General features: G+C 35.7%; 19 protein-coding genes. 18 read left to right on the top strand and 1 reads right to left on the bottom strand.

Going from position 1 to position 19,080, the window contains the following annotated elements; all coding sequences use genetic code 11:
- The first annotated feature begins 28 nt into the window (after nucleotides 1-28).
- From MP477_RS13645 to MP477_RS13625, 5 genes are all read left to right on the top strand, one after another.
- On the top strand, nucleotides 29-1,471 hold the full coding sequence (locus tag MP477_RS13645; protein WP_257190841.1) for a serine hydrolase: 1,443 nt from the start codon (nucleotides 29-31) through the stop codon (nucleotides 1,469-1,471).
- Between the two features lie 70 nt (nucleotides 1,472-1,541).
- Nucleotides 1,542-1,985 carry a 6-carboxytetrahydropterin synthase gene (locus MP477_RS13640; protein WP_047488007.1) on the top strand — a complete coding sequence of 148 codons (444 nt, stop codon included), beginning with the start codon at nucleotides 1,542-1,544 and terminating at the stop codon, nucleotides 1,983-1,985.
- Nucleotides 1,986-2,012: 27 nt separating this feature from the next.
- Entirely contained in the window at nucleotides 2,013-2,783 is a 771-nt protein-coding gene (locus tag MP477_RS13635; protein WP_257190840.1) for a UDP-2,3-diacylglucosamine diphosphatase, read from the top strand.
- A 197-nt stretch (nucleotides 2,784-2,980) separates the two neighbouring features.
- Entirely contained in the window at nucleotides 2,981-3,967 is a 987-nt protein-coding gene (locus MP477_RS13630) for an acyl transferase (RefSeq protein ID WP_257190839.1), read from the top strand.
- A gap of 174 nt (nucleotides 3,968-4,141) precedes the next feature.
- Nucleotides 4,142-4,687: a hypothetical protein gene (locus MP477_RS13625; RefSeq protein WP_257190838.1), complete on the top strand. Its 546-nt coding sequence runs from the start codon at nucleotides 4,142-4,144 to the stop codon at nucleotides 4,685-4,687.
- 53 nt (nucleotides 4,688-4,740) lie between these two features.
- Here the strand turns inward: MP477_RS13625 and aqpZ are convergent, their stop codons facing one another.
- Complete coding sequence (gene aqpZ / locus MP477_RS13620) at nucleotides 4,741-5,457, bottom strand: aquaporin Z (RefSeq protein ID WP_257190952.1); 717 nt, start codon at nucleotides 5,455-5,457, stop codon at nucleotides 4,741-4,743.
- A gap of 222 nt (nucleotides 5,458-5,679) precedes the next feature.
- Here aqpZ and MP477_RS13615 point away from each other — a divergent pair, with 222 nt between their 5' ends.
- The 13 genes from MP477_RS13615 to MP477_RS13555 all read left to right on the top strand — a co-directional run bounded on the left by MP477_RS13615 (nucleotide 5,680) and on the right by MP477_RS13555 (nucleotide 19,040).
- Nucleotides 5,680-6,300, top strand: coding sequence for a DUF5715 family protein (locus MP477_RS13615; protein ID WP_230040678.1), 621 nt, complete (start codon nucleotides 5,680-5,682; stop codon nucleotides 6,298-6,300).
- Nucleotides 6,301-6,365: 65 nt separating this feature from the next.
- Nucleotides 6,366-7,136 (top strand): hypothetical protein, encoded by a 771-nt coding sequence (locus tag MP477_RS13610; RefSeq protein ID WP_257190837.1) that lies wholly within the window; start codon nucleotides 6,366-6,368, stop codon nucleotides 7,134-7,136.
- Between the two features lie 13 nt (nucleotides 7,137-7,149).
- A complete protein-coding gene (locus tag MP477_RS13605) occupies nucleotides 7,150-7,773 on the top strand; it encodes a hypothetical protein (RefSeq protein WP_257190836.1) in 624 nt (207 codons plus the stop codon).
- Between the two features lie 62 nt (nucleotides 7,774-7,835).
- The gene (locus MP477_RS13600) at nucleotides 7,836-8,558 is read left to right on the top strand and encodes a sensor histidine kinase (protein WP_257190835.1); all 723 of its coding nucleotides are present in this window, start codon (nucleotides 7,836-7,838) and stop codon (nucleotides 8,556-8,558) included.
- A complete protein-coding gene (locus tag MP477_RS13595; RefSeq protein ID WP_257190834.1) occupies nucleotides 8,524-9,201 on the top strand; it encodes a response regulator in 678 nt (225 codons plus the stop codon). Before MP477_RS13600 ends, MP477_RS13595 begins: the two co-directional genes overlap by 35 nt.
- Nucleotides 9,202-9,359: 158 nt before the next feature.
- Nucleotides 9,360-10,715, top strand: a complete 1,356-nt coding sequence (locus MP477_RS13590) for a DUF2235 domain-containing protein (RefSeq protein WP_230040668.1) — start codon at nucleotides 9,360-9,362, stop codon at nucleotides 10,713-10,715.
- 255 nt (nucleotides 10,716-10,970) lie between these two features.
- Nucleotides 10,971-11,708 carry a hypothetical protein gene (locus tag MP477_RS13585; RefSeq protein WP_230040666.1) on the top strand — a complete coding sequence of 246 codons (738 nt, stop codon included), beginning with the start codon at nucleotides 10,971-10,973 and terminating at the stop codon, nucleotides 11,706-11,708.
- A gap of 46 nt (nucleotides 11,709-11,754) precedes the next feature.
- Nucleotides 11,755-12,411: a hypothetical protein gene (locus tag MP477_RS13580; RefSeq protein WP_230040664.1), complete on the top strand. Its 657-nt coding sequence runs from the start codon at nucleotides 11,755-11,757 to the stop codon at nucleotides 12,409-12,411.
- A gap of 6 nt (nucleotides 12,412-12,417) precedes the next feature.
- Entirely contained in the window at nucleotides 12,418-13,443 is a 1,026-nt protein-coding gene (locus MP477_RS13575) for a hypothetical protein (protein ID WP_257190833.1), read from the top strand.
- Between the two features lie 59 nt (nucleotides 13,444-13,502).
- Nucleotides 13,503-13,751, top strand: coding sequence for a hypothetical protein (locus MP477_RS13570; protein WP_230040661.1), 249 nt, complete (start codon nucleotides 13,503-13,505; stop codon nucleotides 13,749-13,751).
- Between the two features lie 200 nt (nucleotides 13,752-13,951).
- Nucleotides 13,952-15,877, top strand: coding sequence for an ABC-F family ATP-binding cassette domain-containing protein (locus tag MP477_RS13565; protein WP_230040659.1), 1,926 nt, complete (start codon nucleotides 13,952-13,954; stop codon nucleotides 15,875-15,877).
- Nucleotides 15,878-16,023: 146 nt separating this feature from the next.
- Entirely contained in the window at nucleotides 16,024-16,380 is a 357-nt protein-coding gene (locus MP477_RS13560; protein WP_257190832.1) for a hypothetical protein, read from the top strand.
- 338 nt (nucleotides 16,381-16,718) lie between these two features.
- The gene (locus tag MP477_RS13555) at nucleotides 16,719-19,040 is read left to right on the top strand and encodes a TonB-dependent receptor (RefSeq protein WP_257190831.1); all 2,322 of its coding nucleotides are present in this window, start codon (nucleotides 16,719-16,721) and stop codon (nucleotides 19,038-19,040) included.
- Nucleotides 19,041-19,080 lie beyond the last annotated feature (40 nt).

Raw genomic sequence — 19,080 nt, 5'->3', positions numbered from 1 at the left:
TAAAGAAATATCGACAGATTAACATATAATGAAACAATCCATTTTAGCAGCACTCTTTTTAAATTTTTCTTTTTTGGGGTACAGCCAAACAGCAGAACAGTCAAAAGCAATCGACAGCTATATAAAAAAAGTTATCCAAATCAATGAAATTCCCGGAATGGCTGTTGGAATTGTAAAGAACAATACAATAACCTTTCAGCAGTATTATGGCAGGGAAAATTTGGAAACCAGTAAAAAGGTGAATTCCAATTCTATGTTCAGGATCTATTCTACTACGAAACTGATATCAAATGTGGCTCTTTTTAAGCTTATTGAAGAGGGGAAATTATCCCTGGAGGATAGAGTGTCAAAATATGTGGCCAACTTGCCCAATGAGTGGCAAAACGTACAGGTAAAAAACCTGTTGACCCATTCTTCCGGCCTTCCCAATTGGGTTGATTTTAGTGATATTTCAGTAAATGCAACAAATGCTGAAGTTATTGCCCGGTTATCAAAGGAAAAAATGGAATTTGAAACCGGAAATGAATATAGATACAACCAGACAAACTATCTTCTGATTACCATGATTATTGAAAAAATAACAGGGAAGACCTATGAAGATTATGTCCTTGAGAATCAATTTCAGGATGCTGAAAACCAATTGGTATTTTCATCCAATCCTGTTGAGAAAATTCCTAACAGAATTGTAAAGTATAATTATAATACAACAACAAAACAATACGAAAAGGTTACTGCTATTGACGGTGTGAGAGCACATTCTTCAAATGGGTTGGCGATTACACTCCCTGCTTTTTTACAATGGGGTATTCATCTTAGCAAAAATGATTTTCTGAAACCGGAGACAAAAAAAATGATGTGGCAGCCCTTTCACTATAAAAATAATGGATTTGATTTTGCGTATGGTTGGGAGATTACAGATAACAATAATACAAAGTCATATGGCTTTTCGGGGGGAAACGTAAATGCTTATAGTATCTTTCCGGATAACGATATGGCTGTTGCCGTTATGTATAATGGAAATAAAGGGTTTCCAGTGATGTACCAAATGATCAATCATATTGCCGGAATTATGGATAAACGCCTTATGAATCCCTATACATTGGCAGAAGAAATGACAATAGCTGAACCTTTTGTACATCCGGATCTTAAAAAAGAAGTGTATGGATACAGAACAGAAAACGACAAAGTAATTTTTTCTTATCGATATCCTGAAAATCTAAGTACTGAGTTTATCAAGACTATTTCAGTAGCAGGCTCATTTAATGACTGGAATAGTGAGAATACATCTTATCAGCTGGTTCTTAAAAAGAATAATGTGTTCGAGGTTGCAGTACCCAAATCTCAGTTTGAAAAAGGAAAAACTTATGGTTTTAAATTCGTAATGAACAAAAACGGATGGCTGACTATTCCTTACAATGCCATCAATGTAAATGGATCCGGGGATAATAATCTAACCTTAAAAATTGATTAAAAGATGAGTTTAATAGCTGTAATAGAAACAGTCTTTTCTGTGTTTAGCTGTTTTGTCATATCTTTGCACCATGATACGTATAACAAAAATTTTTACCTTCGAAACAGCTCACGTACTGTACAACTACGATGGGAAGTGTAAAAATATGCACGGGCATTCCTATAAACTGTTTGTAACGGTAAAGGGAAGACCTATTAATGATATAGAAAACCCTAAGAATGGGATGGTGGTGGATTTTGGAGATATCAAAAGTATCGTAAAATCTGAAATTGTAGATGTTTGGGACCATTCTGTTCTGGTGAATGCATTATCTCCTCACAAAGAACTAGGAGATGATCTTGAACAGAAAGGACATAAAGTAATCTACTGCAGTTTCCAGCCGACCTGTGAAAATATGTTGTATGCTATTGCTGCAAAAGTGAAATCTAAACTTCCTGAAGGAATTTCTCTGGCTTATCTTAAACTTCATGAGACTGAAAACTCTTATGGAGAATGGTTTGCAGAAGATAATTAATAATTCATTTCCAATAAAGTTCAGACGGTGTTAAAAACAACAATTAATTTAGAACCTGGAAAAAAGGTATATTTTGCTTCAGATCAGCATTTTGGAGCTCCAACTCCTAAGGAGAGCAGGATACGTGAGGAGAAATTTATACGTTGGATGAATGAGATCAAAGAAGATGCTCAGGTTTTATTTTTAATGGGAGATCTTTTTGACTTCTGGCATGAGTGGAAACATGTTGTTCCCAAAGGATATGTGCGTGTTCTTGGTAAAATTGCTGAACTGAAAGACCAGGGAATCCATATTTATTTTTTTGTGGGAAACCATGATCTTTGGATGAAAGATTATCTGGAGGAGGAAATAGGATGTACCGTTTTTTATCAGAAGCAATATTTTGAAATGGGCGGAAAACAGTTTCTGTTAGCTCATGGAGATGGTCTGGGACCGGGAGACAAAGGATATAAGAGAATGAAAAAGTTATTCACAAATCCGGTGGCACAATGGTTTTTCAAGTGGTTGCATCCCGATATTGCCATGAAAATGGCCTTATATCTTTCTCAAAAAAATAAAATGATTTCCGGAGAAGAGGACAAAGCATTTTTAGGAGAAGACAAAGAATTTTTGATCATCTATTCCAAAGAAAAGCTGAAGACAGAGAAGATAGACTATTTCATTTATGGGCATCGTCATCTTCCTATGGTATTGGATCTGGAACAGCGCTCACAATATATCAACCTTGGTGACTGGATCTCTTATTTTACATATGGAGTTTTTGAAAAAGATTTTGAACTTAAGGTTTTTGATAAATAAACAAAAAAAATTGCCTCTAAAAGAGACAATTTTCGAATGAACCTAAGCGCATTCTTGTTTTTAATCCATATTCCGAATAAGTGATTGCAAGAATTTTACCAAAGTTTAATTTTACAGTAAAAATTATTAAATAAAAAATATTCTTTCTTGAAATTCATTGTATTGAAGGGATGGAAGGGCTAAAAAAGATTTATAAATTGAAAAATATATTCGACATACAGACAGAACAGGATTTTGCGGAAGCATCATTGAAAACATTTCGTTATCAGTATGAAAATGTTGAGATATATAGAAAGTTCGTCAATTTTTTAAAAGTGAATCCTGATGAGGTAGACAGCGTATTGAGCATCCCTTTTCTGCCTATAGAAATGTTCAAGAACCATCAGATTCTGGATAAGAATGCCTCTACAGATTTATATTTTCAGAGCTCAGGGACTACCCAGATGAATCTGTCGAAACATTTCATTGCCGATCAGAATTTATATGAAGAAAGTATTTATAAAAGTTTTGAGCAGTTTATAGGTAAGCCCGAAGATTTTATTTTTCTGGGGTTACTTCCAAGCTATCTGGAAAAACAAAATTCATCATTAATTTATATGGTGGATTACCTGATGAAAAAATCGGGAAAACCGGAAAACGGATATTTTCTTTATAACCATTCAGACCTTTTTGACCTTTTAAGCCAATTGAAAGATCAAAAAGTTATCCTTTTTGGAGTTTCTTTTGCCTTGCTGGATTTTTTGGATCATTGTCAATCCAATACAGGTAATAAGTCTCTACGTTTTCTTGAAAATTTAGTCGTTATAGAAACCGGAGGAATGAAAGGGCGAAAAGAAGAAATGACAAAAGATGAACTTTTGCAAATTTTGCAGGAAGGCTTTAATACCCAAAAAATATACTCTGAATATTCGATGACGGAACTGCTTTCACAAGCATACTCTCTTGGAAATAATGAATATCAATGTCCAAACTGGATGAAGATTATGGTCAGGAATGCAGAAGACCCGTTGTCTTATGAAAAAGAAGGAAGAACAGGGGCTATTAACATCATAGACCTTGCCAATACCCATTCCTGTTCTTTCATTGCAACACAGGATTTGGGGAAAATAAACGGTGATAAATTCCAGGTACTGGGAAGAATAGACCACTCTGATATCAGAGGCTGTAGCTTACTGGTAAGTTGAAAGTTGAAAGCTATATAGATCCGCAATTCGAGGGCCAGAGATTGAAGCCTTAAGATTATACATTTCTCAACAGCCTAAAGTTTCTAATCTCTAAGTCTCTTATCTCTACTCTCTCAGTCTGTTCACGTCAATACATTATACATCATACTTTGTACATTTCATATTATAAAAACCATGATCAAAATAGAAGAACTTGTACATGCCTATATTCACTCTCACTGTGATTTTGAAAAAGAGCTTGTTCTGACTAATTATTTTCAGGCAGACTGGGAAGCAGATATTCTGATTGTTGATGCAGAAGGGTGTAGCCATGAAATTGAAATCAAACTTTCTAAAAGTGACTTTAAAAATGATTTCAAAAAATCATATATCAATAAAGAAACCGGCGAAAAGTTTCTGAAGCATGATAAAATTTCCTGTGGAGATTATATCTGCAATACTTTCAGTTTCCTGCTGCCTATGGGAATGGTAGATACTCATCTTATTCCCGAACACTGCGGAATTATTGAATTTTATCATAATGCAGATACATGGGAAACAGAATTTTATCTAATCCGGCCTCCTAAAAAGCTTCATGAAGATTCTTACTGGAGCTTGAATGATAAAGATCTTTTTATCAGGAAAATGGCACTCAATCTTCTTCAGCGTAAAATGGAAATCAAAGGAAAACATGAAGAACTTATTTTTAAAAACCCTTTTGATATTAAAAAGATAAAATAGAAAAACCTGCCAGCCGGCAGGTTTTTCTATTTTGTTATGAATTGAGAACCTCATTAATCTGCTATTTCTGCAGTATCTCTCTGAAGTAAGAATTTGTAGATTAATCCACCTACAATTCCTCCAAGGATAGGTGCTACCCAGAACAGCCAAAGCTGTGACATAGCGAGACCACCTGTGAAAACTGCCTGCGAAAGAGATCTTGCAGGGTTTACTGACGTATTGGTGATTGGAATAGAGATTAAATGGATCAGCGTAAGCGCAAGACCAATAGCAAGACCTGCAAATTTACCGTTTGCCCATTTATCCGTTGCTCCCATGATGATGATAAGGAAAAAGGCTGTTAATAAAAATTCAGCAAGGAATGCTGCGCCCATACTGAATGCCTTTCCGTTGTACACTGCCTCGCCATAGAAATTGGTGGCAAAATCACCCGGTTTTGAAAAATCTACCGCTCCGGCACCGTTAAGGATGGTATATAAACATCCAGCTGCTACAAGTGCTCCTAAACACTGTGCTACGATATAAGGGATCAGATCCTTGGCAGAAAATCTTCCTCCTGCTAAAAGTCCGAAAGAAACTGCAGGGTTGAAATGCCCTCCGGAAATATGACCTACCGCATAAGCCATTGTAAGAACAGTAAGACCAAAGGCTAAAGCCACCCCTAAAAGTCCTATACCAATATAGGGAACTCCGGCGGCAAAAACTGCGCTTCCACAACCACCGAAAACAAGCCAAAATGTGCCGAAAAATTCAGCAAAAAGTTTTTTTATCATATTGTTTATTTTTAAAATGTATCTCAAATGTAAAATTTATATCTTAAAGTAAAAAGTTAAAACTGAAAAAATATTTCAAAAATAAGAGAACAAAAATTATAAATTCAATAATTTGGTTTGAAGTTTGTTTGGGATTTATTTATATAGTACTATCATTGGAATGAATGATATAACATAAACATTTTATCTTTCATTCAGTAAATTTAAAAAGAGGAGTTAATGAAAAAGTTTCTTTGTGTGGTCTTTGTACCTTTTATTTATAATCTGCATTATGCGCAGGTGGCCAAAAGTGCAATGCGTGAATTTAAAGGGATCAAGGTTATGAATATCGAACCCACTGCTCTTTATAAGCCTCATATTGATGCTTCCAAAAGCTTTAAAATACAGCTGCTGAAAGATTCTAAAACAGTACAGAAATACGTTAATAACGGAAAGTTCCATAAAATAAAAAAATCCGGGAAAGGATATCATGTTCAGAAGCTTGATTACAGCAGACCCTGGATGGTATCTAAAGCAAAGGCGACATTAGAAAAAATGGGTACAAAGTTTAGCAAAGATACAAAGGGTGGAACATTCACCGTTTCCTCCATTACCCGGACACTTGAAGATCAAAACAGGTTAAGAAGAGTTAATTCTAATGCTTCACTGGGGATAAGTTCCCACAATTATGGAAATTCTTTTGATATCTCCTACATAAGATTCAATAATGTACTCAAATACAATCCAAAAATGGAACTGGCACTAGAGAAAGTTTTAAAGTATTATGCTAATGCTGGTAGAATTTATTACATCAAAGAGAAGCAACAGCGTTGTTATCATATTACAGTGAGAAATTATTAATTAAAATTCTTACTTGCATAGCATGTGTAGTTTGTATATTTTTATACAACTTAAAAACTATGATTATGACAACATTAAACAGCGAAGACTTCATGCTCTCTAAAGAGGAATGCAAAACAGCTATGGACCAGTGGAGTTTACTTCTTTCCAATTTTCCTGAGCTGAAGAAATTAATTCCCGCCAATTATATTTTCGAAATAAACAAAGGACATCTGGATTGGATGAGAGGAAATAGTGAATATCCGGAATTCTGTGCTGGGGTAGGTGTTTACAATAAAAATCTGATCATTATTTTATATCCTATGGATGAAAACGGATTGAGAAGAAGTATGGAAGAATATCCATGCAGCCTTCTTTGCCCGCTGGCATATGATTTAAAACTGCAGGAAATACAGCAGTATACGGTTGTTAAAAATGCTCTTCTTTCTAAAGACCTTCAGAATATTGATAAGAATGCAGATATGTCTTTCCCGATTTCCAGTAAACCGGTCCTTGAGCAGGATAAGGCCATAGAAGCTATTGAAAGATGGAGAAATGAAGGAATGGATTGGTTTTATCAGGAATGTACAGCATACAAGGGAACGAGAATCTTTACTAAGTTTTATGTTCCTACAGAAGATTTATGCCTTTCAGATAAAAATTTAACCAGAATAGTATGCTCATTCGGATTAAGATACAGTGATATTTATGGAAGAATGTTAGTAACGCTTGTTTTTATTTCTTTTCTTGAAAATCTGGAAAGCAGTAATACAGGAAGCAGTGCAATAACTGAAGCCAATACATACGATTGGGCAAAACCTTGCCCGCCAATTTGCCGTATACCGGATGCACTATAATTATAACTGAGGAATGGCGGATTTTTATAAGGCGATTTTATTCCTGAACTATGGTCTTCTTCTATCAGTGATATTGCTGGGAGCAGGAAAATACCGCATATTACATAATAAAGAAAAGCACTATTTTCACTGTATTGCTTTTCTTTTCTTTATTGAGCTGCTGAATCTTGTCCTGCCTTATGTTTTTAATCTCAACGATACATCATTTCTTTATCCTCTTTATATAGCCGGGGAGTTTTTTTTACTGTCGGTGTTATTTATCAGGAAGCTGGAGCTACCCAAGAATTTCCTGGCTCTCGTTGCAGTAGTGGCTGCCGGATTTATGATTTCAAAATATGGGTTTAATTACCCTGTCAATGCAGATATAGCTAAAGTAGTTTCTAATATTATGATCATCTGTCTTTCTGGATTTACATTGATTCGGGAAATTAAAGATACTTCTGCAAAAAACCGTTTTCTTTTAACAGATGCCAGTATTTTTTTCTATTACTCGGTTTCGGTATTTATTTTTATCGTGCAGCATCAGATCGCTAACCTGTCTGAGGACGATTATTATATTATTTTTAGTGTCAACAATATCCTGTCCGGGATTTTGTACTGTTCATTTTTATATACCTTCATCAAATTAAAGAAGTAAGCCTAAATATTAACCTGTTAATCCTTATAATTGTTACCATAACAGTTATAGTAGCTTTTATTTTGCTTGCCTACAGGTCTTTTATCAGCAGGATTATAAAAGAAAAAAATGTACAGCATGAAGCAGAAGTCCTTCATCAGAAAAAGCTGGCACTGGAAAATATTAAGGTTCAGGAAGAAGAAAGAAAAAGAATAGCGGTAACCATTCATGATGATATAGGAAACAGACTTAACATTCTTTCTTTATGGCTGAACAATCTCGACACCCAGGGAGATGAAATTATTAAAAAAAATATCTACAGTCAGATGTCTGCCCTGATTGACGCAGCCAGAAGTATTTCGCATTCATTATATCCTGTTAACCTGGAATCTGTAGGACTGGTGCTGTATGTGGAAGAATTGATTGCCAATCTTTCCCATAAAATCAATATTTCCCTGCAGGTAATGCCCGGATACAAAAAGAAAGATCTTTTTGTGGAAGTACAGTTGTACAGAATTATTCAGGAATTTACAACCAATGTAATCAAACATTCTGATGCTACGGATCTTTGGATCTATATTAAAGATTATCCTCATCATATGGCAGTTGTGATTTCAGATAACGGCCAGGGTTTTGATTACGATCAGGTGAAAAAAGGAATGGGTATTAAGAATATCGAATCCAGAATCAAGTCAATGAATGCCACTTATAAATGGAAAAGTACTTTCTTAAATAAAGGAAGCCGTATAATTATTAAAATTCCCAAACATAATGAGTTCCCAAATCAAGATAGCCCTGATAGATGATGAACAGCTGATCCTGGAAGGAGTAAAGATGCTGCTGTCCAATGAAAAAAATATATCGGTATGCCTTACCGCAGATAATGGCCCCGATTTTATTGAGCAATTGGAAAATATTTCTGAAAATGAATTTCCTGATATTGCCCTGGTAGATGTTCAGATGAAACCGATGAATGGTTTTGAACTGGTAGAGATTCTTAAAGAAAAATATCCTGACCTTAAAATTATCATTCTTTCTTCCCACTATAAGACCTCTATTCTGGGATATATGGTGAAGTTGGGAGTTTCTGCATTTCTTCCCAAAAACTCCAATAAAAAAATATTTATTGAAGCCATTACCATGGTCAATAAAAATGGAGTGTTCTTTACCGCTGAAGACCATCAGATGTTATTCACTTATATGAACAGCTCGGCAAAGAAAAACTCGCTTTTTGAAACAGAAGATGAGCTGTCTGAAAGAGAAAAAGACGTTGTAAAACTTATTTGTCAGGAATTTACAAATAATGAAATCGGAGAAAAGCTCTTCATCAGCCCAAGAACGGTAGAGAGTCACAGACAGCGGATCCTGGAGAAAATTGGAGCTAAAAATACAGTGGGCATAGTGATTTACGCCATTATAAACAATATTTATTCGCTTGACAAATTATAGCCTCATTCCGTAGAAATACGGAATTTTTTATTTGGTACTTTTCACGCTAGTTTAGCAGTCCTTTTTTCTGTTACTTTGAAAATATCCAGGTCAGAGACCTTTGGATGAAATTTGAATGTACAATGCAGATCAATCTGTAACATAAATGATTAAAAAGAATGGAGGACAGCAACATAATTTCTGTTGGAATCTTCTTTGATGGTACTGGAAATAATGGAGTAAACGCTTTTTCACCGGATAAGCCACTAAAGAATAATGAAAGCTACTATGGTGCTTTTACCAATATTTACAAACTATACAACCTATTTCGTGGGAATCAAAAAATATATATTGAAGGAATAGGAACGGTAATAGGGGGTGAAGACAATAACTTTGCTATGGCCACCTGTGCAAACCCACCTTACGGTAACGGATATTCTTCCGACGATAAAATTCAGAAAGCAGATGCTTTTGTACAGGAAATAATCAGGGATGAAAATAAAGAGTACCATTTCTACCTATACGGATTCGGGAGAGGAGGAATGCTGGCCCGGACTTTCTGTAACCGGCTTTTGTCTCACTATTCATCAATGCACATTAAAATTAAGTTTTTAGGTGCTTTTGATACGGTAGAATCCAAACCTTTTAATACCTATGACTTAAGCCTTTCCAACACAATAGAGCAAGCGCTTCACCTTTGTGCAATTAATGAATGCCGGTTCTTTTTTCCGCTTACCGGCTTTTTTGAAGACTCTAAAACCATACAGAACAAAAAATATGAAGACTGGAATTCCGTATGGAAAGAAATATTTGTTCCGGGAGCTCATGCAGATGTGGGCGGTGGATATCTGGAAGGCCCCCAGTCGGTCTATATCTCTACAGATTTTGTAAATGATACTGACCTGAATGATTATGTTTCAGATATAAGAAGCGCAAAAACTGATGCCGGAGGAAACCGGATTTGGGAACACTTATTTTCCGGTTATCAGGTGGAGAAAGAAGGCCAGTTTTCTCAGGCTTTTGTCTGCCGGGATAAAGTATATAACCATCTCTCAAAAATATACGGAAGACTTATGCTGGAAGAGACCAATAAAAATGCGGTGGTTTTCGATGCTGATCTTGCAGCATTATATTTTGAAACAGATTCCGGGAAACATCCTTTCCTCAATAATTTTTATACACAGCTTACAGAACATGTGAAATTTACCTCCACTGATATAAAGCCGGCTTATAATTATAATGAGCTGGCAGACTATATCCATATTTCGGCTAATTTTGGATTATACAGCAATGCGTTGCTGAATAGGTCAGAATCTGAAATTAATACGGAACTGATCAACAATGGTTTGAATGTCTCCAGCAGTACCTTGGTAGATAAAGAAAGCAAGAAAAGACTTTCTATTGAACTTCATCTTCCCGAAGACAGCTTCGTAGCCGACTTTCTGTACGGGACCAATGTTCCTAATAACGATATCTGGATTCGTTCAGTTGTAAAAGCTCCAGCAATAATCAGGTTGAATGAATTTAACAATTAATCTCAATACTTTTCAGTTTTAAATTTAGGTTAGGGAACATTCTTTGGATGTTCTCTTTTATTTATAAAATACTTATTATCAATTGGGTATAATTACTGAATCTTGAATTTGGTATTTTATACTGTAGTTTTTGGTTTTTAATTCTCGTTACTTTGAATTGTTCATTTAACGAAGCTTCAAAATAAAAATATGAACAAAGGGCGTATTCTGAAAAGCCCAATATCAAAAAGAGTAAGAACATCAAAAATTAAACCAATGGAAAAGACACTCGTTCAAAAAGCAGCCACTACTGTATTCTCAATTGATTTCGATTTTACATCAAATGAGCAAAAAACAATTTTACAGTATCTACAAGAAAATAATTACAAATTAATGGGATATAAAGGTGCTTCAGGACCTAATCAGGTTTCTACAGGAGTACCGGCCTGGTTTGCTATAGGCTATCAGGAGATGTTTGGCGAAGTAGAAATTGATTACGAGCCAAGGTACAAAGTATATATTTACAATAAGTCCAATATTGGTACCAATACAACCATCCAGATGCAGGCACTGTCCAGCGAAATTCCTTTGGGAACTGCTGTAACTTTCCACCAGGATGGTTCTTTTTCTACTACTTCAGGAGCTCCGGCAGGAGTAATTACTGTGAAAAATGACAGAGGAGCAGGAACATCGAATATCACGATAGGACTTGCTGCAAAGGTAAATGGCGTATTTCAGCCTTTCTGTGCATTTACATGTACACCGCAGGGTTCTGTGAGTATGGAGCCTAACGAAAAAGTAGTTTTATTTGCAGCGCAAACTAATATGACTTCAGGATCTGTTACCGGTAATGCTACAGCACCCGGATGTAATTTTATATTTAGTGCTCAGAATATACAATATGATCTGCAGATGATCGCAGGAACTTACGGTATTGAAAGTGTACCTGGAGGAGCACCTGTGAATCCTGTATCTTCAGGAGAATCATTGACGCAGCTATTAAATATTTTCTAAAAAAAATAAATCTTCCCGAAGGATCTGGTTCCTTCGGGATTTTATTATGGATATTACATTAAACATATATTTCGATAAAAACGGAATAAATTATTTGACCAATACCAATCAGATGGTAGGTATCATAAGGTCTTATCCCGGGACAGCAGATTTGAAGTATATATGTCTTGCTTTCGCTCCTTTTATTAATAACAATCCATGTACTTTCTCAGATTGCTGGAAAGCATTGGCAAGCAGGATTGAGCCTCAAACGATGTCTGTTTATAAAGAAAATGTGTCAACAGATGCACAGTACGGGAAAAGGTACTCAGTCTCAAATATAGGTTTTTATGGTGTTCCTGACGATTGCCCTGCAGAAATGTTGGGAATAGATAACACTTCAGGTTCTATTTTATTTCCTGGCATTTCCCAGAAAATAAACGGGACTTTTGGAGTTTGCAATGCAGATTCTGCTTCTGTAAATACTATTATTTATTTTGACTATAGTGACGAGCTGTGGCTCTTCACGGCAAGTGGAATCTCCTCCAATATGGCCATTTCTTCCTCTCTTTTAGTACCTTCTGATCTAGTTTATTCTGATAGTAAAACGAAAAATATTACAATGAATAAATATCTCACTATTGATTTTCAGGAGGATACAGATGTGTATTTTGATTCAGCTACTAATGTATTCAAAATGGGAAAACTTCCTCAAAAAAAATAAATAGTCATGGGAAAAATAAATTACACAACAGAAGATTATCTATACGCATTAGGACAAAATAATTTAGTGTATAATGATGATTTCCGGTATTTCAGCAATCAGATATCAAGGAATGGGGCCATCATTTATGGTATTCCTGATGGATGGCTATATAGTGATAGCGGAGCCAATGGAAAAATTTCTTTTGATTCAAATGCTAATCAGTTGGTTATTCTAAAAAGTCAAACTTACGATGAAATGTCTTTCAGCCAGGCTCTTCATGAATTTCCAAGATGGAAACAGATGCTGCCGGGAGAAACCGTTTCTGCTCAGGTTATTTTAAATTTAAAAGTGAGCGGAGAAGTAACGGTACAATTATCAGATGGCATAGATTCCAGTTCGGTTACCGTATCCCAAACAGGAGATCACGAATTAAATCTGCTACATCTAATCAATCCTTCAGCAACAAAGCTTATCCTTAGTGTTTTATCAAAAATTCCAAATGCCGAAATAAGAATTTCACGATGCTGTACCAATTTAGGCTTGCTTGCTCTTAAAAACCTTCCCTGTATCATTCGGGGCGTGATAGGAGAACGCAGACAGTATATCGCTACGGAATTTGCCCCAGAAGGAGAATTTTCATTGTGTAATGCTCCTGTTGAACTGGATGCCAATTACACAAGATTAAATTCAATACTTAATTATAGGTTCGGAAAAGGACCCAACGGATTTTCTTTGTTATTGGATATGCGCGGATATTTCAGCCGGGCATGGAATAATCAGGCTACAGTAGACATGAATGCTACAGAAAGAAAAGCGCCCGGAACAGGAACCATTACAGGAGACCATGTCAGTACTTTTGAAAATGATATTTTTAAAAAACATGATCATGGCTTAAGGTTTTCTACAACAGCAATGATTCCTCCTGGAAACGGGCCGGCTCCTATGAGTATAATCGATACAAAAAGTACTTCAAAAACAGATGTTGAGGCCGATGGTTTGGAAACAAGACCTAAAAATATAGCAGAACTATATACCATCAAATGGGCTTAGCTCTATAAACCTTCAGCATATTTAGTCCAATATTTTTTAACCCCAAAAAACAACATATTATGACAGTTTCAGCATGGCTTAAAAAAGCAAATAAACTTTTAGACACTTGTAATTACGAGATCAGTATTAAAAACGGCAGCAAACCGATTACAATGTCCGAGGCGACTACTTTGAACGAATTGCAAAATGAAATAGGGTCTCACCACGGGATCAGACAGGTAAAGTATAAAGAGGCTGCAGAAAGTCTTGAAGAAATGATTGCCATGGTAGAAGCGGGACAGAAAACACCGCCGCTTACTCCGGGATAGAACTTTTGAAACGTTACAAGTCCTGGAAGTTTCAGATGTAAATGCAGAAATCTATGTTTTAAAACGATAAAGTAAGTTTTGAATCTGGATTAAAAACTGTCCGAAAAGGGCAGTTTTTTTATTTCTGGACTATTTCATTTCTTTTTCCGTATTTTTGCCCTCGAAAATTCATTATTCATTATTAATTATTACTTTAAAAAATGCTTTCGGTTCAAGGTTTAGGATTACATCATTCGGGAAATTATTTGTTTCAAAATGTAAATTTCACGATTAAAAAAGACGATAAAATTGGTTTAGTCGGTAAAAATGGAGCAGGGAAATCCACTTTATTGAAAATGCTTTCAGGGGAAATTAACTTCTTCGAAGGAGATGTTGTAGCTGAAGGAAGCGCAACAATAGGTTTCCTGAAACAGGATCTTGACTTTGTAAAAGGAAGAACCGTTTGGAACGAAACCATGCAGGCTTTTGAGCAAATCAATGCCTGGAAAAATGAGCTTGAAGAGGTGAATCACCAGATGGCAACAAGAACCGACTATGAAAGCGATTCTTACACAGATCTGATTAATAAAATGACCGAGCTGAATGACCTTTTAATGAACCATGATGCCTACAATCTTGAAGGGGATATGGAAAAGGTACTGTTTGGTTTAGGTTTTAAAGCGGATGACTTCCAAAAGATTACCGATGAATTTTCAGGAGGATGGAGAATGAGAATCGAACTGGCAAAATTGCTTCTTCAAAAGAATGACATTATGCTTCTCGATGAGCCTACTAACCACCTGGATATGGAATCCATCATCTGGCTGGAAAACTTCCTGAAAGACTATCCGGGAGCAATCGTTCTGGTAAGTCACGATAAGCAGTTCATGACGGCTGTTTGTAACCGAACTTTTGATATCAACAACAGAAAAGTAGACGATTACAAAGCCAATTATACAAAATATCTGATCATGCGTGAAGACCGCCGTGAGAAACTGATTCAGGCTAAAAAGAATCAGGATGCGGAAATCAAGCAGATGGAAGACAATATTAATAAGTTCAGAGCCAGTGCTACTAAGGCCTCTTTTGCTCAGTCCCTTATTAAAAAGTTAGATAAAATTGAGCGTATCGAAGTTGATAATGAAGACGTTTCAAAATTCAATATCCGTTTCGTACAGTCTATGGTTCCCGGAAAAGTTATTTTTGAAGCAGAGCATTTAGGAAAAGCATACGGAAAAAAACAAATTTTTGATGATGTAGATTTCATCGTTCAGAGAGGAGACAGAATTGCACTTCTAGGACAGAACGGACAAGGGAAAACTACTTTAGCTAAAATTCTGGCCGGAGATATTAAAGACTATTCAGGTTCCTGGAATCTTGGACATAATGTAAACATAGGTTATTTTGCTCAAAATCAGGAAGAGGTTTTAACACCCAATAAAACAGTATTGGAAGAAGCAGAAGATGCTGCTACGGAAGAAACAAGACCTAGAGTAAGAGATTTATTAGGATCTTTCCTGTTTCAGGGAGAGGCCGTTTCTAAAAAAACAAAAGTACTTTCCGGAGGAGAGAGAAACCGTCTGGCACTTTGTAAACTATTACTTCGTCCTTTCAATACGTTGATTATGGATGAACCTACCAACCACCTGGATATCCAGTCTAAGGAGATTATAAAGCTGGCCTTACAGAACTTTGAAGGAACACTGATTGTCATCTCTCACGATAGAGAATTCCTTCAGGGGCTTTGTGATAAAATCTATGAATTCCGTGATGGAAAAATGAAAGAATTCCTTGGTGATATCAATGAATATCTGGAATACAGACAAAAAGAAACCATCAGAGAGATTTCTGCAGAAAAAGCTAAGCTTCACAATGAAGAACCAAAAGCAGAGGCGAAGAAAGCGGAAGCAAAACCTGTAGCAGGCAATCAGTCAACGATTGTAAGCAAGGAACAGAAAAATATACAGAATAAAATTAAAAAGGTAGAAGAAAAAATTTCCGAACTTGAAATTAAGGTAGAAGAAATGGAAGCTTCTTTTGCCAAAGAAAATCCTTCTGATGAAACGTTGGAGAAATACAATAAAACTAAAGAAGAATTAGATTCCGCGTTGCAAGAATGGGAGTATCTGGGAACTCAGGTTAACTAAACGAAAATATAGAAGCTTCATAATTTTAATTTATGAAGCTTTTTTTGTAACATAGGACCATTCATTTCTACCTATTGTCAGTAAGCATAAAAGTAATTTAATAAAAGGGTAGTCCCAGAGTTAAATTATTTTCATAATTTTGAAGAATGATTTTAAAAGAAAGCAGAAATCTGAAGAGTTTTATCTCCAAGCTATTGTTTGGAGTATATTTCCTCGCCCTGCTTTCTCAAAGCTTTCACCATCATGATTCTGTGGATTATTTTAAAGGGTTTAACCTTAAAAAAACAGAGAATACGATTACAAAAGCTATTACTAAAGAGAAAGCTGGCGATTGTCTGGCCTGCCACTTTTTGGTTACCGGACATACCTTAGCTCCTGAAGAATTCAGTTTTACTTTTGAGCACTATACTCATGAAGTAAAACAAATCATCGCCGTTCAGGAGAAAATCTGGTCACAGACCAAGTTTACATTTCAGCTTCGGGGACCTCCCGCAATTTCATAATCAATACATTCATATTGGGTTTAAAGTTTCGTGCTTTAAAGTTCAATGGTTAATACCCAAAGTTTGAGGTGTTATACAATAGTTGCTTATTGATAGTTGTATTATTTTTTCGATTATCGGTTTCCAGCCTGTATTTCTAATCCCCTCCTTCTTTCATCATTAATACATTGTACTTTTTACATTATACATTATACATGTACAAATAGGATAAGCCCATTCAACAAATTTTAACGAAAAATGTACCTGTTAAAGGGTACGCAATCAATCTATTTATAATGAAATTGATATATTGCCTGTTACTGATCTTTTGCGGATCAGTATTTACGAGTGCACAGAAAATGTACACTGTACAAGGAACCGTTCAGGATTTTCATGATAAAACAATGCTGGAAAATGCAGTGGTGAAAATGGGAGGTTCTACAGTAAAAACAGATAAGAAAGGTAAATTTTCTTTTGATAAAATCCCTGCCGGAGAATATTCACTTACGGCACAGCATCCTGATTGTCATGATTATACTGAAAATATAAAAGTTGATCAGGATATTCACTTGGTTATCACTCTGGAACATCATAGTAATGATATTGAAACCGTTACCATACACGGAAATCATAAATCCAACGGATCTTTAATTGTGAAGACTATTGATAAAAAAGAAATAGAACGAAATGCCACAGATAACCTGGGGAATCTACTTTCTAAAATATCGGGAGTAGCCACCTTAAAGACGGGAAATAATATTGCAAAACCTATTATCCATGGTTTATATGGGAGCCGTATTTCCATTCTCAATAATGGGGTAAAGCTTGCTGAGCAGGAATGGGGTGTGGAGCATGCTCCCAATGTAGATATCAACAATTTTCAGCATATTGATGTGATCAAAGGAGCTTCTGCTTTGAAGTACGGGAGTGATGCCATAGGTGGTGTTGTCGTAATGGAGCCGGAGATTTTCCCTAAAAAAGATACCGTAAAAGGATCAGTGAATCTTTCAGGGATTTCAAACGGAAGAGGCTTGGGTCTGGATGTAGATGTTGCCAAAATATGGAAAAACGGCTGGGCGGTAAAATCAGGAGGAAGTATTAGAAAGCTGGGTGATCAGCATACTCCTGATTATAACCTGATGAATACAGGAATGGATTTTTCATCCTTTAATTTTACCGTGCAGAAAAATGAATATGACAAAGGAATTTCTTTTGACTATTATCTTACCAATCAGAATATAGGAATTTACAGAGGCTCTCATGTAGGAAACAATAATGATTTCTATAATGCGATGACCTTAAAAATTCCGGTTTATACAGGTGACTTTAGCTATGATATTGATAATCCGCGACAGGTTATAGAGCATCATATTGCAAAAGTTTCTGCTTTCAAAAGGTTTGAAAATATTGGAAAAGTTTCTGCGACTTACAGTTTTCAGTATAACCATAGACAGGAATATGATGTAAGAAGAGGTGATCTTAAAGACATTCCTTCTCTGGATCTTGCCTTGATGACCCACCAATTTAACCTTAATGATTTATTGGAAAGAGAAAAATGGTCTCTTGAAACAGGAATTGACGCAAGTTTTCAGAATAATTATTCGGATCCGGCCACCAAAGCAAGACGTCTGATTCCTAATTATGACAAATATGCAGCGGGAATATATTCTGTCTTTAAATATAAAATTTCACCGGAATTGAATGCTGAGGCTGGCGTAAGATATGATTTTACCCGTTATGATGTAACGAAATGGTATGATAAAAGTGACTGGAACAACAGATACGCTGATTCGTATAATGAGTTCTACATTAAAACGGATAAAAACAGAGTGCTGACACGTCCAAAAATTAATTATCAGAATGTATCATTTAATGCAGGCCTGGAATATCATCCGAATGCTTATTTTAATTTGAAATTTAACTATGCAAAAGTAGGGCGAACACCCAATATTGCAGAGTTATTTTCTGATGGATTACACCATTCCGCAGCGGTAATAGAAATAGGGGATATGGGATTGAAAAATGAAGACGGACATCAGTTTAACCTTACTGCAGATGTAAAATTCAATGTACTTAAAGGATTGAATGTTTCTGTAAACCCTTACTTTTTCATTACCAAAAACTTTATTAATGAAATACCAACGGGAGTACAGAATACAATAAGGGGAGTATTTCCGGTGTGGTCATACCAACAGATTGATGCAAAAATGTATGGTGTAGACCTGGATATTAACTGGAAGCTTACAGATAACCTTACTTATACAGGTAAAGGAAGCTATCTGTATGGGCAGGATGATACCCACAATGAACCGCTGATTCTCATGATGCCTCCTAATTTCTCCAATGGATTACAGTTTAAAAAAGAGAACTGGAACAATTTTTATTTCAATCTTGAAAATCAGACCTTTTTAAAGCAAAGTAGATTTCCTGTTCACAATGCTTCAGTTATCATTTATGAAAACGGTGTGGAGGTTGAAAAAACGGTGGATCTAAGTACACCGCCAGCAGGGTTTTCCCTTTGGAATATAGGGACTGGAATTAATCTTAGCAAAAATCTTTCTGCAGGGCTTATTGTAAACAACATTTTTAATGTTTCATACAGAAATTATCTTAACCGTATGCGCTTTTTTGCAGACGAAGCAGGAAGAAACTTCATTCTGAATTTTAGATACCGTTTCTAATATTCAATCTTAAAAACAAAAATTTTAATCTTAAATCAAA

Source organism: Chryseobacterium sp. WG23 (assembly GCF_024586575.1).
In the GTDB taxonomy this organism is placed as follows: domain Bacteria; phylum Bacteroidota; class Bacteroidia; order Flavobacteriales; family Weeksellaceae; genus Chryseobacterium.
Note: the sequence above shows the minus strand (reverse complement) of the source record. Positions and strands in the feature narration are given on the sequence as shown.